The organism is Spirochaetota bacterium (genome assembly GCA_004297825.1).
Classification (GTDB): domain Bacteria; phylum Spirochaetota; class UBA4802; order UBA4802; family UBA5368; genus FW300-bin19.
On the sequence record SCSX01000037.1, the window covers coordinates 19421 to 36310 of the forward strand.

Annotated in this window: 19 protein-coding genes and 1 rRNA gene; 5 read left to right on the forward strand and 15 right to left on the reverse strand. The window is 55.1% G+C overall.

The features are described from left to right. Positions 1-33 precede the first annotated feature (33 nt). Both EPN93_08355 and EPN93_08360 read left to right on the forward strand, forming a co-directional pair. Entirely contained in the window at positions 34-1515 is a 1482-nt protein-coding gene (locus tag EPN93_08355; protein ID TAL36426.1) for a hypothetical protein, read from the forward strand. Positions 1516-1714: 199 nt separating this feature from the next. After that, positions 1715-2077 carry a hypothetical protein gene (locus EPN93_08360; GenBank protein ID TAL36427.1) on the forward strand — a complete coding sequence of 121 codons (363 nt, stop codon included), beginning with the start codon at positions 1715-1717 and terminating at the stop codon, positions 2075-2077. A 20-nt stretch (positions 2078-2097) separates the two neighbouring features. Here EPN93_08360 and EPN93_08365 read toward each other — a convergent pair whose 3' ends face one another. Further along, positions 2098-2874, reverse strand: coding sequence for a tRNA 2-thiocytidine biosynthesis protein TtcA (locus tag EPN93_08365; protein TAL36428.1), 777 nt, complete (start codon positions 2872-2874; stop codon positions 2098-2100). 135 nt (positions 2875-3009) lie between these two features. Here EPN93_08365 and EPN93_08370 point away from each other — a divergent pair, with 135 nt between their 5' ends. Further along, positions 3010-3366, forward strand: a complete 357-nt coding sequence (locus tag EPN93_08370) for a response regulator (GenBank protein TAL36429.1) — start codon at positions 3010-3012, stop codon at positions 3364-3366. 9 nt (positions 3367-3375) lie between these two features. Beyond that, the gene (locus EPN93_08375) at positions 3376-4443 is read left to right on the forward strand and encodes a cyclic nucleotide-binding domain-containing protein (GenBank protein ID TAL36430.1); all 1068 of its coding nucleotides are present in this window, start codon (positions 3376-3378) and stop codon (positions 4441-4443) included. On the opposite strand, the gene EPN93_08380 is transcribed toward EPN93_08375, so the two are convergent. From EPN93_08380 to EPN93_08400, 5 genes are all read right to left on the reverse strand, one after another. Continuing rightward, entirely contained in the window at positions 4440-4979 is a 540-nt protein-coding gene (locus EPN93_08380; GenBank protein TAL36431.1) for a PadR family transcriptional regulator, read from the reverse strand. The two genes, EPN93_08375 and EPN93_08380, sit on opposite strands and share 4 nt — an antisense overlap. A gap of 162 nt (positions 4980-5141) precedes the next feature. Continuing rightward, a complete protein-coding gene (ruvA, locus tag EPN93_08385) occupies positions 5142-5723 on the reverse strand; it encodes a Holliday junction branch migration protein RuvA (protein ID TAL36432.1) in 582 nt (193 codons plus the stop codon). Positions 5724-5738: 15 nt separating this feature from the next. Then, the gene (gene ruvC / locus EPN93_08390; protein ID TAL36433.1) at positions 5739-6233 is read right to left on the reverse strand and encodes a crossover junction endodeoxyribonuclease RuvC; all 495 of its coding nucleotides are present in this window, start codon (positions 6231-6233) and stop codon (positions 5739-5741) included. After that, complete coding sequence (locus EPN93_08395) at positions 6234-6989, reverse strand: YebC/PmpR family DNA-binding transcriptional regulator (protein TAL36434.1); 756 nt, start codon at positions 6987-6989, stop codon at positions 6234-6236. A gap of 39 nt (positions 6990-7028) precedes the next feature. Then, on the reverse strand, positions 7029-8357 hold the full coding sequence (locus EPN93_08400) for a tetratricopeptide repeat protein (GenBank protein TAL36435.1): 1329 nt from the start codon (positions 8355-8357) through the stop codon (positions 7029-7031). A 123-nt stretch (positions 8358-8480) separates the two neighbouring features. Here EPN93_08400 and rrf point away from each other — a divergent pair. Continuing rightward, positions 8481-8597, forward strand: a 5S ribosomal RNA gene (gene rrf, locus EPN93_08405). Between the two features lie 134 nt (positions 8598-8731). Here the strand turns inward: rrf and EPN93_08410 are convergent. From EPN93_08410 to EPN93_08450, 9 genes are all read right to left on the reverse strand, one after another. Continuing rightward, positions 8732-9202, reverse strand: coding sequence for a hypothetical protein (locus EPN93_08410; GenBank protein ID TAL36436.1), 471 nt, complete (start codon positions 9200-9202; stop codon positions 8732-8734). A 223-nt stretch (positions 9203-9425) separates the two neighbouring features. Next, positions 9426-9965, reverse strand: a complete 540-nt coding sequence (locus tag EPN93_08415) for a hypothetical protein (protein ID TAL36437.1) — start codon at positions 9963-9965, stop codon at positions 9426-9428. A 97-nt stretch (positions 9966-10062) separates the two neighbouring features. Beyond that, positions 10063-10680 (reverse strand): phosphoribosylglycinamide formyltransferase, encoded by a 618-nt coding sequence (locus EPN93_08420; protein ID TAL36438.1) that lies wholly within the window; start codon positions 10678-10680, stop codon positions 10063-10065. A gap of 1 nt (position 10681) precedes the next feature. After that, the gene (locus EPN93_08425; protein TAL36439.1) at positions 10682-11677 is read right to left on the reverse strand and encodes a hypothetical protein; all 996 of its coding nucleotides are present in this window, start codon (positions 11675-11677) and stop codon (positions 10682-10684) included. Further along, positions 11677-12921: a molybdopterin molybdenumtransferase MoeA gene (locus tag EPN93_08430; protein TAL36440.1), complete on the reverse strand. Its 1245-nt coding sequence runs from the start codon at positions 12919-12921 to the stop codon at positions 11677-11679. Before EPN93_08430 ends, EPN93_08425 begins: the two co-directional genes overlap by 1 nt. Positions 12922-12956: 35 nt before the next feature. Then, the gene (locus EPN93_08435; protein TAL36441.1) at positions 12957-13508 is read right to left on the reverse strand and encodes a sigma-70 family RNA polymerase sigma factor; all 552 of its coding nucleotides are present in this window, start codon (positions 13506-13508) and stop codon (positions 12957-12959) included. Between the two features lie 282 nt (positions 13509-13790). Further along, positions 13791-14252 carry a hypothetical protein gene (locus tag EPN93_08440; GenBank protein TAL36442.1) on the reverse strand — a complete coding sequence of 154 codons (462 nt, stop codon included), beginning with the start codon at positions 14250-14252 and terminating at the stop codon, positions 13791-13793. A gap of 804 nt (positions 14253-15056) precedes the next feature. After that, positions 15057-15836 carry a type III pantothenate kinase gene (locus EPN93_08445; protein ID TAL36443.1) on the reverse strand — a complete coding sequence of 260 codons (780 nt, stop codon included), beginning with the start codon at positions 15834-15836 and terminating at the stop codon, positions 15057-15059. Positions 15837-15848: 12 nt separating this feature from the next. Next, the gene (locus EPN93_08450; protein TAL36444.1) at positions 15849-16883 is read right to left on the reverse strand and encodes a HEAT repeat domain-containing protein; all 1035 of its coding nucleotides are present in this window, start codon (positions 16881-16883) and stop codon (positions 15849-15851) included. Positions 16884-16890: the final 7 nt, after the last annotated feature.

The window sequence follows — 16890 nt, forward strand, 5'->3', positions numbered from 1 at the left end:
GATACGCATACAGGTTTTTTAAAAGCATTTTTCATGACCGCGCTGCGAATCCTGCTCGCGGCCGCGTCCCTGCTTCTCCTTCGCCCGGGCGCGTTCGGTGCGGATGAAATCATCGTAAACCTTCCCTCGGGGGGCGTGGTCGTATTTGTGCTCCCGGCCCAGGGCGAATCCCTCAAGGCGCTTTCCCTTGAATCGCTGATCGCGGTACGCCACACCTTCGAAGAATGCGGGCGCCTCCTCCCGGTCGAGGAAAATAATCTGAAATGGGCGATGGAGCGCTCCCGGAAGGCCCCTCCGGAAGAGCTGTTCCGGCAAACCGCAAAAACCCTCAACGCGGACGCCTACTGCGTGATCGCCGTCGCCCAGGAGCTCAACACCTATTACGCCGAGCTCGCGTTCGTTCCCCTGAACCCGGCATACGGCTCCCAGGCCCGCTCCGTCCGGGTGAAAAGCCGGCTCATTCAGAACATTCCGCTCAAGCTCAGCAGGGCACTCGCGAAGGCCCACGAAAAAATCCCCATCCACGCCCCGGTGCTTGAAAAGCTCGAAGGGGACCGGGTACTCATAGGCGCGGGACAGTGGCACGGAATCAAACCGGGGGCTTATCGGACCGCGTCGCACGGCGAGGTACTGGTCACTGTGACCAGCCGCTATCAATCCATCGCGCGCGTCACGGGGCAGGTCCCGGACGAAGACGTCCTTGTCATCAAGGCATACCCGGAAACCGCGGAAATGGGGCAGGACCTCACTCGGCGGATCTCCGAGAACACGGTGCGCAAATACTCCCTGGAAAGCACTACCCTGCGCGGCGACGACGCGGGCAAGCGCTACATCGAGGGGATGTGCGTCGTCAACCTGGGAGGGAATATCTGCCTGCCCGTGTACGGCGCGTTTCTCTCGACGCAGTACCTGGGGTTCAGCACCGCGTCCCCCGACATGACCGGCATGACCCTCTCCGGCGCGGCGCTGGTCACCCAGCTCGCACTACCCGAATTCATGACGGGCTTCCGCGGAAATTTCTTCCCCTGGAACAGTGACGCGGACAAGAGCGCTGCCGTTCACCGCATGCAGACGTTCCTGTGGGTGGGACTGCCGTTCACGTTCACGGTCGCGTACCTCGACCAGCTCTCCGAAATGTTCCCGAAGACCGATACGCTGCCCCCGTTCTTCGAAGAACGGGACACGACCGCGGCGCTCATGTCGCTCTTTGTCCCGGGCGGGGGCCATTTCTACAAGGGCCGCAGGTTGCCGGGATGGGGCTTTTATTTCACGGAGATGGCCGTCGCCTCGTATTGCGCGTACGAATACAGGAATCGCGCCCGCGCGGTATATGCATTTTCTGCGCTGGGCGTCATCAAGATTGCCGATATCGCGCTCGCCTATCTAAGCCGCACCTCCTACAAGCATTACACGATCGAAACCGACCGGGACGAGGCGGCGCCCTCGCTGTCCCTGCAGGGACGCATGAACGACCGCGAGCCTGTCTACGAGCTCTCACTGGGGTTCAGGTTTTAGCCGGCCCTTGCGGGGCATCGGTCCCCGCGCAATGCCGGCCGGGGAATTATGTTTTGACTCTCGAAGGGGGCCGGTATAATCAGGCCGAATCCCTGGACCGTTGGAGACACGTCATGAAATCAGCCGGTATCGGACCCCTCTGCCTCTCTCCTGTCATCCTCCTGTCGGGCGCGCCCGGCTGCGGAAAATAGGACGCGTCATGGGAGAATGCAAGCGCAGGGGTTATTGCTGCCGGGACGTCCGCCTGGCGGAACCGCCCGAGCTTCTCGAACGCGCATATCACTTCTGGAAGAAATCCGCTTCGATCGATCCGAACTTTTCGGAAATTTATCTGATCTACCCCATGCTCGAATTCCTGTTCGAAAAAAAAGAAGAGGATATTCCTTACCATTATCGCTGCAGGCATTTCACCCACGACGCGACGGGCCTGCCGACCTGCTCCATCCACCCCATTCGGCCCAGGATGTGCCGGGATTTCCCCTACTACGAAGACGTCGCGCATCTCGACACGTCGGGGCCCCTGAGCCCTTACGAGGGGTGCGGGTATAATGATCCGGATTGAGTGCGCCGGGGGCTGACCCGTCAGGGGATGTACTCGGTGTCTATGCGCGAGGGCGCCGTGAACAGGTTATGCAGGGCGAATCGCGAAAGCGCGTGCATCTCCTTCACGAGGTTTTTCGTCACCGCGCGCATCGAGCTCTGGCCGTAGGGGCATATATATTCCCCGGGAACCAGTCCCTTCAGCTTCACGTACCGTACGATGTCCTTTTCCGCGAGGAGACCGAGCGGGCGGATGAGATCGAACTGCCCGCTAAACATCGAAAGCGTGAGCGGCATCGCGCAAATCTTCCCGTGAATCGCCATGTTCATAATCAGGGTTTCGACGATATCGTCCATGTGATGGCCGAAGGCGAGCCTGTTGAATCCCAGTTCTTTCATGAGGATGAAGAGCTCCCTGCGCCGGTGCCACGAGCAGACGAAGCAGGGCGAGCTGCCGCGCGCAAAGTCGATCCTGCCGGGAACCGTACGGATATGCAGCGCGATCCCGCGCTCCCCGCAGAATTCACGCAGGTAGTCCTCGCTCGCCTGGCGCGGCATGCACTCGATCACCACGTGCGCGGCGGCAACCTCATAGGTTATGGGCAGGTAGCGCAGCCGCTCCGTGATCGTATCCAACAAAACCAGGGAGTCTTTCCCCCCCGAGAGCGCGACCAGCACCCTGTCGCCCGCCTTCACCATCCCGTAACGGTTTATGGCGCGTCCCACCGTCTTCCGGGTCTGCGTAATGAATTCCCGATGGCTTTTTTTCAGCATAACCGACCTGCGCGCGAAAAGTAATTGAATTTTAAGGTGCATCAATTTTACTATACCGGCATATGGGTCCCGTCCGCATTGTCAAACCCATTATCTGTGTTGCCGGGGAGGGGGCCGATACGCTTAGCTTTCCGCGAAACGCTTTTTGCGGAAGACATTACGCGCACACCCGGGGTATTCATGGCAAAAGGGATCATCGTAGACGACTCCAAGTTCATGCGAAGAATCATCAAGGACGTATTGGAGGAAGGCGGGCACGAGGTACTCGGGGAGGCGGAAAACGGCGCCGAGGGGCTCGATGCGTTCAAGAAGTTCAGGCCCGACTTCGTCACTATGGACATCACCATGATGGGCAAGGACGGCATCGAGGCCGTTGCCGAAATCAAGGCGGTGGACCCCAATGCGAAGATCGTGGTGATCTCCGCGCTGAGCCAGACCACGCTTAAACTGAGCGATTCAAAGATCCAGGCGACGGCCTTTCTCACCAAGCCGTTCGAGAAAGAAGAGCTTTTAAAAATTTTGAAAGACATACTGTAAGCCCGCGCCATGGCACCGGGCAGCTTCCTCAGGCTTTACACCGCAGCGACGCCCCCCGCCGAGGCCTTCCTGCTGTCCGAGGGTGTCGTCTATTTCTTCGTGACCGACGCCGACAAGTACGCCGTAAAGGGCAGCAACCTGATAATCGGCGCCACCGAACTGGTACTGAACGGCCTTGTGGGCAAGGAATGCAGCAGGCTCGAGACCGCCATCACCGATTCCGGCTCGGTCGTGAAAAAGATTCCCGCCGAAAAATTTCTCGCCTCCATGAGCAACTATTCCTTTGCCATCAACATCTCGATGGTGATGGCGAAGCAGGTGCTCCTCACGAACCAGATCATCAACAAGAACATGGGCTCCCTCAAGGGGGATGAGATGCGCGGCAAGGAGATCGCCGTCGAGTATTACCGGATAGTCGCGCGTCTCAAGAAGGAGTGGGACAAACGGCGCCTCCCCTGGCTCAAGCAACTGGCCGAGAAATATGAGGCGAACCTGCTTTTTAAACGCGGCGAGGCCTTCGACCGCGGAGCCGAGGCCACCAAGATCAGCGCTCCCATAACCATGAGCGATACGACCCTGGAGTTTCCCGGCGGATCGGTCATCTGCGAGGAGGGGAGCGTCGGCGACGAGATGTACATTCTGCAGTCGGGCACCATCGATGTCTACATGAACGGAAACCGCATAACGGGAATTTCCGAAGCGGGGTACGTGTTCGGCGAAATGGCGCTGCTGCTCGGGGAAAAAAGATCTGCGACGCTTAAGGCGAAGGGCGAGGTGGTGCTCACCAGGCTCAAGCGCAGCAACCTGAAAGATATCGCCCAACAGCATGGGGACGTGCTTCTCTCGATCATCAAGTCGCTGGCCGAGAAGCACCTGTTCAACATCGAAAAAATCGCCGCCATAAACGGCATGATTCTCGAGAAAGCCCTTTCCGCCCAGGAGCAGGGTGGTTCACCGCAAAAGGTGCTCGACAAGCACAGGGCCGAAAACGAGCTCGCGGGGATGAAGAGGGAACTGGAGACCCAGCTGAGCGCAAAAAAAGCCGATTTCCTGGACGACCTGACGGCGACGTTCTAGGACTCGGCCTCAACCGCGCTTACATCTCCGCGCTTCAGCGACTTCAACCAGTTAAGCTCCGCCTTCAGGTGGTTTTCCAGGTAGGTGAAAATGTGAATGTGCGATTTGTCTTCCGGGAGTTTTTCCTCTTCCTCGATCTTGATCCGGATGTCCGATAATTTCTCCTTGGCAAGCTCGATCCTGTCCTCGATGAACGCTTCGCGCTGTTCGGGGCTCAGCGAATTCAGGAACATGAGCACGATATCGATATCGAAATGTATCATCGTGTGCTCGAAATACTGCTTGAGCATCTTCTTGTAATACTTCCGTCCCGTCGGCAGAACCTGGTAGATGTAACGCTCCGGGTTACCCCCTTCCTTCTCGGTTCCAACGCGCTTCACCCAGCCGTTATCCACCGCCTTCTTGATTGCGTAGTAGATGGATCCGAACTTTATATCAACGTAATCTTCGAGACGCTCGACGATTTTCTTCTTTATTTCATATCCGTACAGGTTTTCTTCCATGAGCAGGCCAAGAATCGTTATTTCTATCTTCATGGCATCATCTCCCCGGGTGGTTTCCACGTTTAAATAATATATAATGCCGGAAATGATGCAAAATCAATTATTATTTTTTTTATACAATGATTTAAGTAGAAGAAAAATATTTATTAATTATTTTTAATACATGGTAACTATGGGCGGGGTGTGCTCAAAGATTCAGGCGAGCAGTTTGAGAGCCGCCTTGAGCACATGCTCCGTATCGGCCGAAGGGTTCTCTTTAACGGCGGCCTCGACCGCTTTCGACGCGCGCGCGTCATCAAAACCCAGGGAAACAAGCGCTTCTATCGCCTCGCTCCGGGCGGTTACAGGAGCGGAAACGTCCTGGGTCAGGGCCTCGATTTTCTTCGCCTTCCTTGCCAGTTCGAATATCAGCTTTTCCGCCTTGGCCTTGCCTACCCCCGGGATGCGCATGAGCGCACCGGGGTTGTTTGCCTTTACCGCGCCGACAAGGACATCGATTGAGATGCCCGAAAGAATCGCGAGGGACATGGCGGGGCCGATGCCCGGTATGCCGAGCAGCATCATGAACAGGTTCTTTTCCGTCTGGGTATAGAAACCGAAGAGCCGCAACTGGTCTTCGCGGTGATGCGTGTAAATATGAAGGACGGCCTCGCTATCGCCTCGCAGCTTTTCATACGTGGAAAAGGGGATGCTGCACCGGTACCCGACTCCGCCGGCATCGATCACCACCTCGGCGGGCTTCAACTCGTCAATTTTCCCCCTGAGCTTGGAAATCATCGCGCCTTCTTCTCCTCAGGAGGATTTGCGTATCGGCGCCCGCTGCGGCGACTTCCCGGCCATCGAATGGCAGGCCGCTATCGCGAGCGCGTCCGCGGCGTCGTCGGGCCGGGGAATCTCCTTCATGCCGAACAGTCGAAGCACCATCTCCTGCATCTGAGATTTCGAAGCGCGGCCGTACCCGGTGAGGGCGTACTTTACCTGGAGGGGGGAATATTCGGCACACCTTAATCCATGCATGCGCAGGGTGAGAATTACCACGCCTATGGCCTTTGCCACGTCCAGGGAGGTGGTCGTATTGCGGGCGTGAAAAAGCTTTTCCATGGCCGCGGTCTCGGGTGCATACTCCCTGATGATCACCGTCATGCCGGTATGTATCTCGTGAAGCCTGTCGTCAAAGTGCGCCTGTTTGGAGGTTTCGATCACCCCGTATGCGAGGGCCTTGAACGAATCCTCGATTACCGCCCATCCCAGAATCCCGTATCCCGGATCGATACCAAGGACTCTCACCTACCTCGCCTCGCTGATGCGCGCCATGACATCATCGGGTATCTCATAATTGGAATAAACCTGCTGCACGTCATCCTGGTCCTCCAGGCCCTCGATAAGGCGAAGGCATTGTTCGGCCTTCTTGTCATCCAGCGGCACGGTGGTCTTGGGAATGCGAGAAATTTCGTTCATGACCAGCTTCCAGCTTTTCCCGTTCACCATGTCCAGCACTTCCTGGTATGCGGCGGGCGGCGTGATGATCACGATGGTGCCGTCCTCGTTCCTTACATCCTCGACCCCCAACTCAAGTACCAGCTCCATGACGGCGTCTTCGCTGGCCTGCCCCGCCTCGATGATAATCATACCCTTGCGCTCGAAGAGGTACGAAACGCTTCCCGATTCTCCGAGGTTTCCGCCGTTCTTTGAGAATATAGTGCGGAGCTCCGGCGCCGTGCGTTTCTTGTTGTCGGTGAGGCACTCCACCATGATGGCAACGCCCCCGGGTCCGTAGCCCTCGTATGTAATCTCCTCGTAGACGACCCCCTCGAGCGTTCCCATGCCCTTTTTGATCCCGCGCTCCACGGTATCACTGGGCATGTTGTTTTCCTTGGCTTTCTGCAGGGCGTTTTTCAAGCGCGGATTCGAATTGACGTCGTCGCCGCCCATCTTGGCCGCCACGGTGATCTCACGGATTATTTTCGTGAACAATGCGCCCCGCTTCGAATCGGTCGCGGCCTTCTTGCGCTTTATGGTAGCCCATTTGGAATGTCCTGACATACCTTTCCCCTCAAACTCATTTTAAGATCAATCTATGCTTTAATAACCGCGATTAATTTTCAACTGTAATTTTTGAAGGCGGTCCCTGGCCTCGGCAGGGTTGTAATTGAAAAGTACGGCTTCCTTGTAATACCGGATGGCCTCATCGAATTTTCGAAGCCTCTCGAATGCTGTGGCGATTCCCCAGCGCGATTTTCCGGCGCCCAGCCGTTCATATTCATAGAATATGCGTTTCCTGTCCCGCTCCAGCCTGGCCAATTCTTCGAGCTTCATTTCGTATTCCGGGTAGAGCTCCGGCTTTTTGCCTTCCATAAGCGATCCGCGCAGTTGTTTCAGCGAGGTATTGAACGACGCCAGTTCCTGGTCCTTCTTCCCGAGCAGTGCCTTTATCTCGTCCTGGAATTTCACCGTGTTCAGAAACAACTCCGCCGCGCGCGCGTATTCCAGGTCCTTCATCGCCATTTCCGCCAGGTACTCGTTCGCCTTGGATCTGCGATAGAGATCGTCCGCGGGAAGCAGCGTAAGTGCCTTCTCCAGCGACTGCCGCGCCAGGGAATAATCGCCCGTGTTCGCGAAGGCGAGATACCCGAGCCCGAACCGGATTTGCGCATCATCCGGTTTTATTTCCAGATATTTTTTGTAGTATTCAACTGCCTTCAGGAATTTTCCCGTGTCCTGATGCAGGTTTGCGAGCATGAGAAAAAGCGACGGTTCGGACCCGGCCCCCGGTTCCGCCTCGACAAATCGATCCAGGTGGAATATAGCCCGTTTTTTATCGGCTGTCCGATAATACAGTTTTCCAAGTTCGAGCGAATAGCCGAATTTTTTCGGGTTCAGGGAATACGCCGATTCAAGGGCGTCGATCTGTCCGCGCCACTGGTTGAGTTTCCCGTAAATCTCGGAAATCTCATGGTAAATAACATCGTCCTTTTCATATTCTACCGTTTTAAATTTCAAGGACTGGTAATAATGATTTAATGAAGACTGGTATTCCTCCATCGCCACAAGACAGCGTGCCGCGTCCAGGTGAAGCCCGGAAAGCTCGGCATTTTCCTCTATAAAAAATCCCCTTGCCCTTCTCTTCTTGAATTCCTCGTTTACGTTTACTTTTTCCTCGAGCCTCTTCGCGGTAATGAAATCGGTCGGGATCCTTTTCCATTCGATCCGGGTGTCATAGATCGCATTGAGCTTTTTCTGGATGAGCGCAAAAGCTTCGGAATATTTCTTGTCGGTCAGTAAGACCCTGTAATCGTCCTGTGCCTGTGCCGTACGGGGGAAACCACCGCACAATAGGCATATACATAGGGCGACGAATAGTATTCTTGCGGTCATAATGCTCCCCCTTCCAGTATCGGTCAGGAATGGCATTCCACTTGACCGGTTGTAATCGGATAAAAAACGCGATTCCGTCCGCGGAGAATTTTTTTCATTTTTTTTATTGACAAAGATGACCCCCTGGGTTGTAGTGCACAAGTCACTGAGAAAAAATTCCCTGGTGACTTTAGAGAAGAGGAAACACCTGTTCCCATTCCGAACACAGAAGTTAAGCTCTTCATCGCCGATGGTACTGCATGGGTAACTGTGTGGGAGAGTAGGGCGTTGCCGGGGTTGCAATTATAAATTAAAATAAAAAGGGCATCGGAAACGATGCCCTTTTTATTTTAGCGCCCGTGCCGGGCGCACCAAAAAAATAAGCCGCGCATTCCATGCGCGGCTTATTTACCAAGTTGGATGTATTGGGGCTACTTCGTTGCTCCGCCCTGAACGTCCTTCTTCAAATTCTTCTTCTCGACCCTGTACACGAGCTCAACCGAGCAGCGTGCTTCGCCTTCGTCGCATGCGCCGATCGTCTTGCTGATGATCGAACCGCCCTTCACCATTCCGCCGAATTCCTTCGCAACGGCAACGCCTGTGGAGGCATAGTCAGCAGCGCCGGCAGCACCTTCGAGTCGAGCGCCTACAAATTTTTCAATAACCCGCTTTTCAGCCATCGCCTGGGCGGCTTCGCTCGCGGTACCAATTTTCATATCTTTATTCGTAAGACCTTCCTTGGATACACCAGTCGAAACAACCTGGAAAGCGTCATTACCGATCCATCCTTCAGTCTTCATCGTCTTGCCTTCGACCTGTCCGCCCATACCGCCTTTATCGCCGCAGGAAATGAGGGCCACGCCTACCAGCAGAACGAACATAACCAAAAGAAACTTTTTCATAGAAACTCCTCCTTAATTATTTGGGGATACACCCCGTTGAGATAGAAAGTACAAATCCGGCAAATATTTATCTCGTAATAACCGTTGGCATGAATGGTACTATCTATTCAGGGGGGCGTCAACTTAAAAATCCAAAAATTTTACCGTCGCGATAACTCGCATAATTATACACATTAAGCTTTATATGTTTACTTACATGCGAGTAGTGGCGGCAGTAATCACCTCATTGTTCATTATATTCCCGCGCCAGTGCAAATTCCATCAACACGATTAGCACGCTCAGGTTCAAAATAAACCAGAGAAACCCCAGTTCCTTGTCCCTGGCCCACGTATACATGAGGGAACTCCCCATGCCGCCGCCGAGCCCAATGACAAGTACCCCCGCGTGACGCGCCAGGAAATTCAATATGTCGTCTGCATGGCTGTCGGAAGCCATGACGCGCGTGCTCTCAAAGCGTTCCTTGAGCACCGGCAATAAAAGGTACGCGATGACGAACAGAATCGCAGAAGAAAAAAACCAGTGGTCGGAAATTTGCGGTATGAGAAGGCCGACCAGGGAAGCCGGGAGCAGGGCAAGCATGAAACCCGTTTGGTGGTATTTCTCGCCCAGCATGGCGAGATATCCTGAAATGTAAGGAAGTATATTCGAAAGCTCTTCCCGAGTATACTGATCCTTACTTGAAAGCAGGTGTATATAATAATTAACGGTGAGCAGAAAGAACATGAAAAACATGTACACCGCTAGAATGTACAGGAAGCCCATCACTCCTCCTTCTCGCGATTCGCGGCACCGATAAATTTCGGGAACGCCTGACCTGAAAGTTGAATTTAGTCGGATTTATCGAAATAGCAAGCACATTTTAGGGCAGAATGATAACTTTTCTCCCCTTGACCCTGAGTTTGCCGGCGCAGAACAGGCGAACCGATTCCGGCAATATCCGGTGCTCCTCGCGTAGTATTCGCGCCGCAAGGGAATCGGCCGTATCGTTTTGATTTATCGCAACAGCCGCCTGCATGATGATGGGCCCCGTATCGGTCCCTTCGTCGATAAAGTGGGCAGTGCAACCTGTAATTTTCACACCGTAGTCAAACGCCTGTTGCTGTGCGTGCACCCCGGGGAAGGAAGGAAGAAGCGCCGGGTGGATGTTTATCATGCGGTTTTTAAACTCATTCAGAAATCTGGTTGTGAGAAGTCTCATGTATCCCGCTGCCACCACGAGGTCCGTCTTATGTTTTTTTAAAACGCGGATCATTTCCTCTTCGTGCGCGCCCCGATCCGGAAAATCTTTCGGATTGATGCAATATGCGTCCATACCGAATTCCTTCGCGAGGTCGAGGGCCTTGGCGTCCCGCCTGTCCGTCACGAGGATGCCCAGTTTCCCCGGAATGGAACCATCGATCACTTTTTCGGCGACCGCTTTGAAGTTGGAGCCGCGGCCGGAGGCGATAAATGAAATGGTTTTTTTTCTTACGATCATGTCATATCCTCAATTTATCGAGAACATCGTCGTCGATTTTTTCCAGGCAGGGACATTTTATCTCGGTGCCGTCGGCCAATGTACAGAGCAGCGTGTTGTTTTCCGGTTCCGGTTTGCCGTACCGGGCGCACATCCCGGCGAGGGTTTCAAGATCATTCCCCGTAAATCCCCCCCGTGCGTAGAGTGCGGGGCCCTTGAACTCCGGGACCGCGAAGCAGTCCGCTTCGTGCCTGTATTTTTCAAGTTCCCGGTTTTCGACTTCGCTCCTCCCGACGATGATTTTAAGATTTTCCCGGAGTCGGAAATGCCTGCCGACGGCCAGCAGATATACGTCGGTCATGGAAAAGCCGGGAACAAACCGGAACAGGTCTTTGACGCGGCGGGCGATGGGAGCGTCGGTGAGAAGGCAGCCGCCCGCGGGCGCGCCGTATTCGGCAATACCGTAACGGGCGGCAAGTTCCATCTGCGCACCCCGTGAACGGCCGTTTATCGCCAGGAGGGAGGTCCTGTCGACTATCCCGCTCTTTTCGGCGTTCGTCTCTTTCATAAGCTTCGCCGAAAGCGGCCTCAGGAGGTTTCCCTCCAGGCCGCTCTCTTTTTCGATGTGGTTCAGCATGTGGCGCATCTGCGACATGGGCCTCTGGCCTACCACCTCGCCCGTCGCCACGAATGATGCCCCCTGGGCCTCCATCATCTTTTTCGCCTCGCGCAGGAAGTGGATCTTGCAATCGATGCAGGGATTCATGTTCTTGCCGTAACCGTGCAGGGGGTTTTTTACCATGTCCATGTACTCGCGGCCGCATCGCACGAAGCGAAGAGGGAGCCCGATATTCCTCGCGTGGCGCGCGGCCGCGCTCAGGGAAGGATCGTCGTCAAGAGGCTTAAAGGGGCTGATAAACTGGACGCTCGCGATCTCGATCCCCTGTTCGAGCAGGACTTTTCCAGCCAGCAGGCTGTCGAGGCCCCCGGAGTAGAGGAGGATTCCCTTCCGCGCCATCAGATCTCCTCGTGCTGGATGAGCTGGATGAGAACACGTTCGCCCGCGCGAACCCTTTCGGTTTCCGCGGGAAGCACGATGAGGCAGTTCGCCGCGCTCATTGAACGGAGGATACCCGATCCTTGGGGACCCGTGGTAGAGACGTAAAACTCCCCGTCACGGACCGTGAAAAGCCCGCGGATGAAATGCACGCGTCCGGGTTTTTTCACGATATCGTCCCGGGCCACGGCATGCACCACCGGTTTCGCCAGGCGCGCCGCCCCCATGAGCTTGAACAGGGCCGGACGAACGAATTGTATGAACGACACCATGGTTGAGACAGGATTCCCCGGGAGACCGAAAAAAAGGAGCGGTCCCTTCGTACCGAACACGCAGGGTTTCCCCGGCTTCATCCGGATATTCTGTATCAGTATCTCGACCCCAAGAGCGGCGATCGCGTCCTTTACAAAGTCGTACCGGCCCATGGAAACTCCGCCGGTGGTGACAATCACGTTGCACCCCATGGCCTCGCCGAGCAGCAGGCGGGTCGCCTCCAGGGAATCGCGCACGATACCCAGGTAGCGCGGCTCGCACCCGTACCGGGCGATTTCTGAAACGAGGGTATAGGCATTGCTGTTTCTCACCTGGCCCGGGAGGAGATCGGGACCCGGCTCCACGACCTCGTCGCCGGTGGAGATCACCGCGACGGTGGGTCTTCGATACACGCGCGCCTCACGGACGTTAATCGAGGCGAGGAGACCGATATCGGCGGATAGAATGCGTGCGCCCTTGCCAAGAACGACGGCACCCGCGCGTAAATCCTCGCCGGCCCGGCGAATGTTTTCTCCTTTTACAACAGGGACAAAGATGGAGACCCGCTCTCCTCGCTCCTCCGTATCCTCGAAACGCACCACGGCGTCCGCGCCGGGCGGGATGGGGGCCCCGGTCATAATTCTCACCGCGCGGCCCGGCTCCACCAACAGTCCTGCCATCGCCGCTCCCGCCTGGAGTTCGCCAATGACATCAAGCCCCACCGGATCGCGCCGGCCGGCCCCGGCAACGTCACCCGTGCGCACGGCGTACCCGTCCATTGCAGAGTTGTCGACCATGGGAATATCCATGGTGGAGATTATATCCTCGGCAATCACCCTTCCCGCGAGAGCCGCGAGTCCGCACGGTTCCACGGGCAACGGCCGGATCGTTTCGAGGATGAGCGCGAGCGCGCGTTCCACCGGCATAAGGATTTCATTTTCATCGCGTTTCATTGTACCGCCGTGATGCGTGTAGTGGCAATCCGTGCTCAGCCGCCCGCATAATACCGCGAGAGCGAATCGCGGATCCTGAGACGTACCTCGTGTTCCACTTTTTTAATGGTATAGGTTGAGACATCGAGGTCCTTCATTACCTGATTCAACTTCATGTCAAGCATAGCTCTGCGGATGAAAATCTCGCGCTTTTTTTCCGGGATGGAATTAAGGGTATCGTGCAGGGTGGAGATTACCTCGCCCTCGATCACGGCGTCCGCCAGGTCCCGGTAGAAGCGGTCATCCATGATCGCCTCGTCGAAAGCGGCGTGCGTCCTCACCCGGTCTTCCCTCCGGCATTTCGCGAGGTAGTCGAGCGATCGGTGGCGCGCCACGATATAGAGAAAGCTCCTCAGGGTAGGCCGCGATTCGTCAAGCGCGACCTTTTTTTCGTAGAGCTTCATAAAGGTGTCCTGGACAATTTCTTCGGCGGCATATTCGTCATGCACCAGCCCCGCCACGAAGCGCCTGAGGGGTGCCGCGTATGCCTTGTAGCAGCGCGCATACGTCCTGTCCAGTTCCGCCCTCGACTCGTCAACCGCATCCATGCGCAGGCCTCCAGTATCTCCACAGTTGTTCAAATTTTACCGCAGCATCTCAAACCAGTGACGGCGCCACACGGGATTCCTGTTGTATCGGCGCACATCCGTTCGCTCGAATATATTTCCGCACGTTATTTGCGGCATGTCCGCAGCAGATTCATGAGCTCCCGCGGATGGGAACCGTCCGTGAAATGGCATTATCGGAACCCGGGGATCACAGGCACGGGATTTTCACCTGTTTCCATGACTGTTTTCAATGCCCGCATCGGGACGCATTCGGATAAAGGATTAGTCTTCTTCCTTATAATATAAATCGACATCAAATCCGCCGTAAGAGGTTTTAAATGAAAGGTTGATATTCTCATAGAAGGCCTTCAGGGCGATGGGATCCTCGCCGAATTCCGGCGCTGAAAGCCTCACGTTGTGCCTCAGGAACTGGAGCTGGTTGGCAAAGGTGCCCGATATCAGGTTGGCGATCTCGCCCGCGACATCGGGATGATGCTTCTTGATGGTACGCGGCGTCAGATCGGGGATCATCCTTTTTGTAATCAGGTCGAGGGTTTTCATCGGAATATTGAATACCAGCTCCCCCTTGAGGGTGCCCTCGATCTCGATCGCGACGCTCGAGGCATGGGGAGTAGAGGCCTGGGATTCGTAAACCTCCTCGACGCTCGCGTCGTTCAGGAAGTTTTTAAAGATATGATCTACCGATCGAACGATAAATCGCGAATATTTTTCATAATTGCTCATTCAGGCTCCGTACTTCTCATAGTAGTGATAGTTTTCCGAAAATACGGCAAAAAAAAATGAGGGATTACCGCAGAAAATATGTGAATCGCCCGGCTTTGCAAGCCATTTTCCTGTATATAATAACGATTCCGCCGTCATGGTTCGCGCGGCAGCGGCCGGGAATGTTGCCAGACAAGAAAATTAATTTTTGTCCATATAAATTTTGTAATCCATGTCCCCGTATTTATTTCCATTCATTGCACTACGTTTTCCGCTAAATGGTTATTTTTCATTCGCCCCTCTCCTTATTCACAAACGCCATCAGTTCAACAATCCATGGCTACTGTGCATACGGCCCGCATAATGCGGAATCTATTGCGAGGCGTTCGGCGTTCCCGCCTGGCGAATAATAAAAACAATTATAACTCCTGGTATTTCGAGAACTTAGAATGAACATCCGTCGCGGATCGAAATTAATTTCTTTCATTGGCAATTTTTTGACGTTGCTCGACACTTTCAGAGAAATTAATTTAGTAAATTAATGTAATTTTCAAACCCGTTTGTGGATAATGTGGATAACTTTGTGAATAACTGGGCTTGTCAACATAACGAAGTTTTCATAAATCCATTACAAATACTATAATTTATGTATAATATATTTGCAAAATGTTCACTTATGGCCCATTTTGACCCAAAAATTTGCAATTTCTTTATTCGGTAAAAATCGAAATCATTTTATTCAGCTCAGGAGGGGGTGCCAGGGCATTCCGGCCCGGGCACGTAGTGGTGCAATAAAAGGTCGGTATATCGCGGGGGAGCCCGTGATCAGCGATTCATCGAGTATACGTAAAAAATGCCTTTCATGGTCAGCAGCGGATCGAATTCGTGCTTTAGGGTCAGTTCCGGTGAGAGGGGCGCCGCATAGCCCCCGGTGAGCACCGGGGTGAATGGTTTCCCGTACTGCGCCTCGATCCTGGCGATCAGGCCTTCGATCATCGAGAGCCACCCGTAAAAAAACCCCGAGGTAATCGCGTCCCTGGTATCTGTTGCAATAAGCTTATCCGGCTTTTTAAAGTCCACCTTCGCCAACTGCGAGGTCTTTGCGGCGAGCGCATCGACGGTCACCCCGATCCCCGGGGCAATGAGGCCGCCGTCGAATCGGCCGTCGGCATGCAGCACGCACACAGTCGCCGCGGTTCCGATATCGATTATTATTTTATCGCCGGGATATTCCCGGTGTGCGGCGACCGCGTTCACGATCCGATCCACACCGAGCGTCGAGGGATCGTCATAGGCCAGCGAAAGGGGGGTCCGGGAAAGGTGATTGATTTCATACAGGGAGAGTGAGAAATAGCGTCCCGCCATCTCGTTGAAGCGCCTGTTGACCTCGGGGACGACGCTCGCGATGGCCAAGCCGCGTACAGCGTCAACAACGCCGTTTTTCTCGCTGAAATTGTGCACGAACGAGGTCGCGAGAGCCCCTATTTCATCCCGCGTGAGATCGCGCCGGGTCCGAAACCTGTACGTTTCCACGGGAGAGGGGACGCCCTCCCGGTAGATACCCATCACGGTGTTGGTGTTTCCTATGTCGAAGCCGAGGAACATCGCAGCCGGGACCTAATTGCCGGAGGGCGAGGTGACCTTGTCGAGGCGCGACTTGAGGGAATAATAGGCCGCCTTGGCCTCGTCGCGCACATTGTGATTCTTGTCATGGAGCGCCTTCTCGATCCCGGCAAGCGACGCCGGATCGAAGAGCTTTTCGAGCGCCTTCACGACCTCGATACGGACGTCGAAGTACGGATCGTCCAGAAGCTTTTTGACCATCTCGACGGCCGACTTCTCCCTGAGAAGGCCGACCGCGCGCACCGCCTCGATGCGTACATTTTTGTACTCGTCGAGGCAGGCTTTCTTTACGAGCGGAACGCCTTCCTTAATTTTGAGCTGGCCTATCTGCCGCAGGGTTTCCCGTCGTGTGAATTCACCCTCGGTCATGCGCTTGACGAGCAGCATGAAGGGCGCGTCATTGAGCGCGTTCATGGCGCGGGCGGTGGCGATTTTCCTGAGCGCGTCCTGGGCCCCCTTGCGGACCTCCGAGTGATTGTCAACGAGGGCGCCTATGAGGGGCGACGTGGCGGCGTCCTCGCCTATCTCCCCCAGCGATTTCGCCGATTGCAGGCGAATCTGGTAGCTCGCGTCGTCGAGCTGTTCCACGAGGTGCACCACCGAATACTTGTCCCTGATCGCGCCCATGGTCTTGATCGCCTCGATCTTCACCATGGGCTTCTTGTCGCACAGCGCCAGGTACATTATTTTTGATATCTCGAGGTCGTCCGTGCGCCCGCGCCCCGCGAGGATGCGGAGCGCCTCGATCTTGTCGCGCTGGGAACCCGATACGATGACGTTTTTCAGATTTTCGACTATTCCGGGCTCGCCCAGCTCGCCGAACTTGAGGGTCGCGATGGCCCGAACCTTGGGATCCTTGTCTTTAAGCAGCTTTCTTATTTCGACGAGCACCCTTTCGTCGGGACTCTTCGCCAGCGCCAGGAATGACTGCAAGCGTACGTCGGCCTTCCGGTGCGAGAGACATTTCAATAACCCGTCCGTGTCCCCGCTTTCGATCAGCGTGTCAATATTCGGTCCGAAAAGTCCCATAGAGCTT

Excerpts from the sequence above, each read along its gene's own strand:
- EPN93_08355 (TAL36426.1), top strand. The coding sequence starts at position 34 with ATGACCGCGCTGCGAATCCTGCTCGCGGCCGCGTCCCTGCTTCTCCTT.
- EPN93_08360 (TAL36427.1), top strand. The coding sequence starts at position 1,715 with ATGGGAGAATGCAAGCGCAGGGGTTATTGCTGCCGGGACGTCCGCCTG.
- EPN93_08370 (TAL36429.1), top strand. The coding sequence starts at position 3,010 with ATGGCAAAAGGGATCATCGTAGACGACTCCAAGTTCATGCGAAGAATC.
- EPN93_08375 (TAL36430.1), top strand. The coding sequence starts at position 3,376 with ATGGCACCGGGCAGCTTCCTCAGGCTTTACACCGCAGCGACGCCCCCC.
- EPN93_08380 (TAL36431.1), bottom strand. The coding sequence starts at position 4,979 with ATGAAGATAGAAATAACGATTCTTGGCCTGCTCATGGAAGAAAACCTG.
- ruvA (TAL36432.1), bottom strand. The coding sequence starts at position 5,723 with ATGATTTCCAAGCTCAGGGGGAAAATTGACGAGTTGAAGCCCGCCGAG.
- EPN93_08395 (TAL36434.1), bottom strand. The coding sequence starts at position 6,989 with ATGTCAGGACATTCCAAATGGGCTACCATAAAGCGCAAGAAGGCCGCG.
- EPN93_08400 (TAL36435.1), bottom strand. The coding sequence starts at position 8,357 with ATGCCATTCCTGACCGATACTGGAAGGGGGAGCATTATGACCGCAAGA.
- EPN93_08410 (TAL36436.1), bottom strand. The coding sequence starts at position 9,202 with ATGAAAAAGTTTCTTTTGGTTATGTTCGTTCTGCTGGTAGGCGTGGCC.
- EPN93_08415 (TAL36437.1), bottom strand. The coding sequence starts at position 9,965 with ATGGGCTTCCTGTACATTCTAGCGGTGTACATGTTTTTCATGTTCTTT.
- EPN93_08420 (TAL36438.1), bottom strand. The coding sequence starts at position 10,680 with ATGATCGTAAGAAAAAAAACCATTTCATTTATCGCCTCCGGCCGCGGC.
- EPN93_08425 (TAL36439.1), bottom strand. The coding sequence starts at position 11,677 with ATGGCGCGGAAGGGAATCCTCCTCTACTCCGGGGGCCTCGACAGCCTG.
- EPN93_08430 (TAL36440.1), bottom strand. The coding sequence starts at position 12,921 with ATGAAACGCGATGAAAATGAAATCCTTATGCCGGTGGAACGCGCGCTC.
- EPN93_08435 (TAL36441.1), bottom strand. The coding sequence starts at position 13,508 with ATGGATGCGGTTGACGAGTCGAGGGCGGAACTGGACAGGACGTATGCG.
- EPN93_08440 (TAL36442.1), bottom strand. The coding sequence starts at position 14,252 with ATGAGCAATTATGAAAAATATTCGCGATTTATCGTTCGATCGGTAGAT.
- EPN93_08445 (TAL36443.1), bottom strand. The coding sequence starts at position 15,836 with ATGTTCCTCGGCTTCGACATAGGAAACACCAACACCGTGATGGGTATC.
- EPN93_08450 (TAL36444.1), bottom strand. The coding sequence starts at position 16,883 with ATGGGACTTTTCGGACCGAATATTGACACGCTGATCGAAAGCGGGGAC.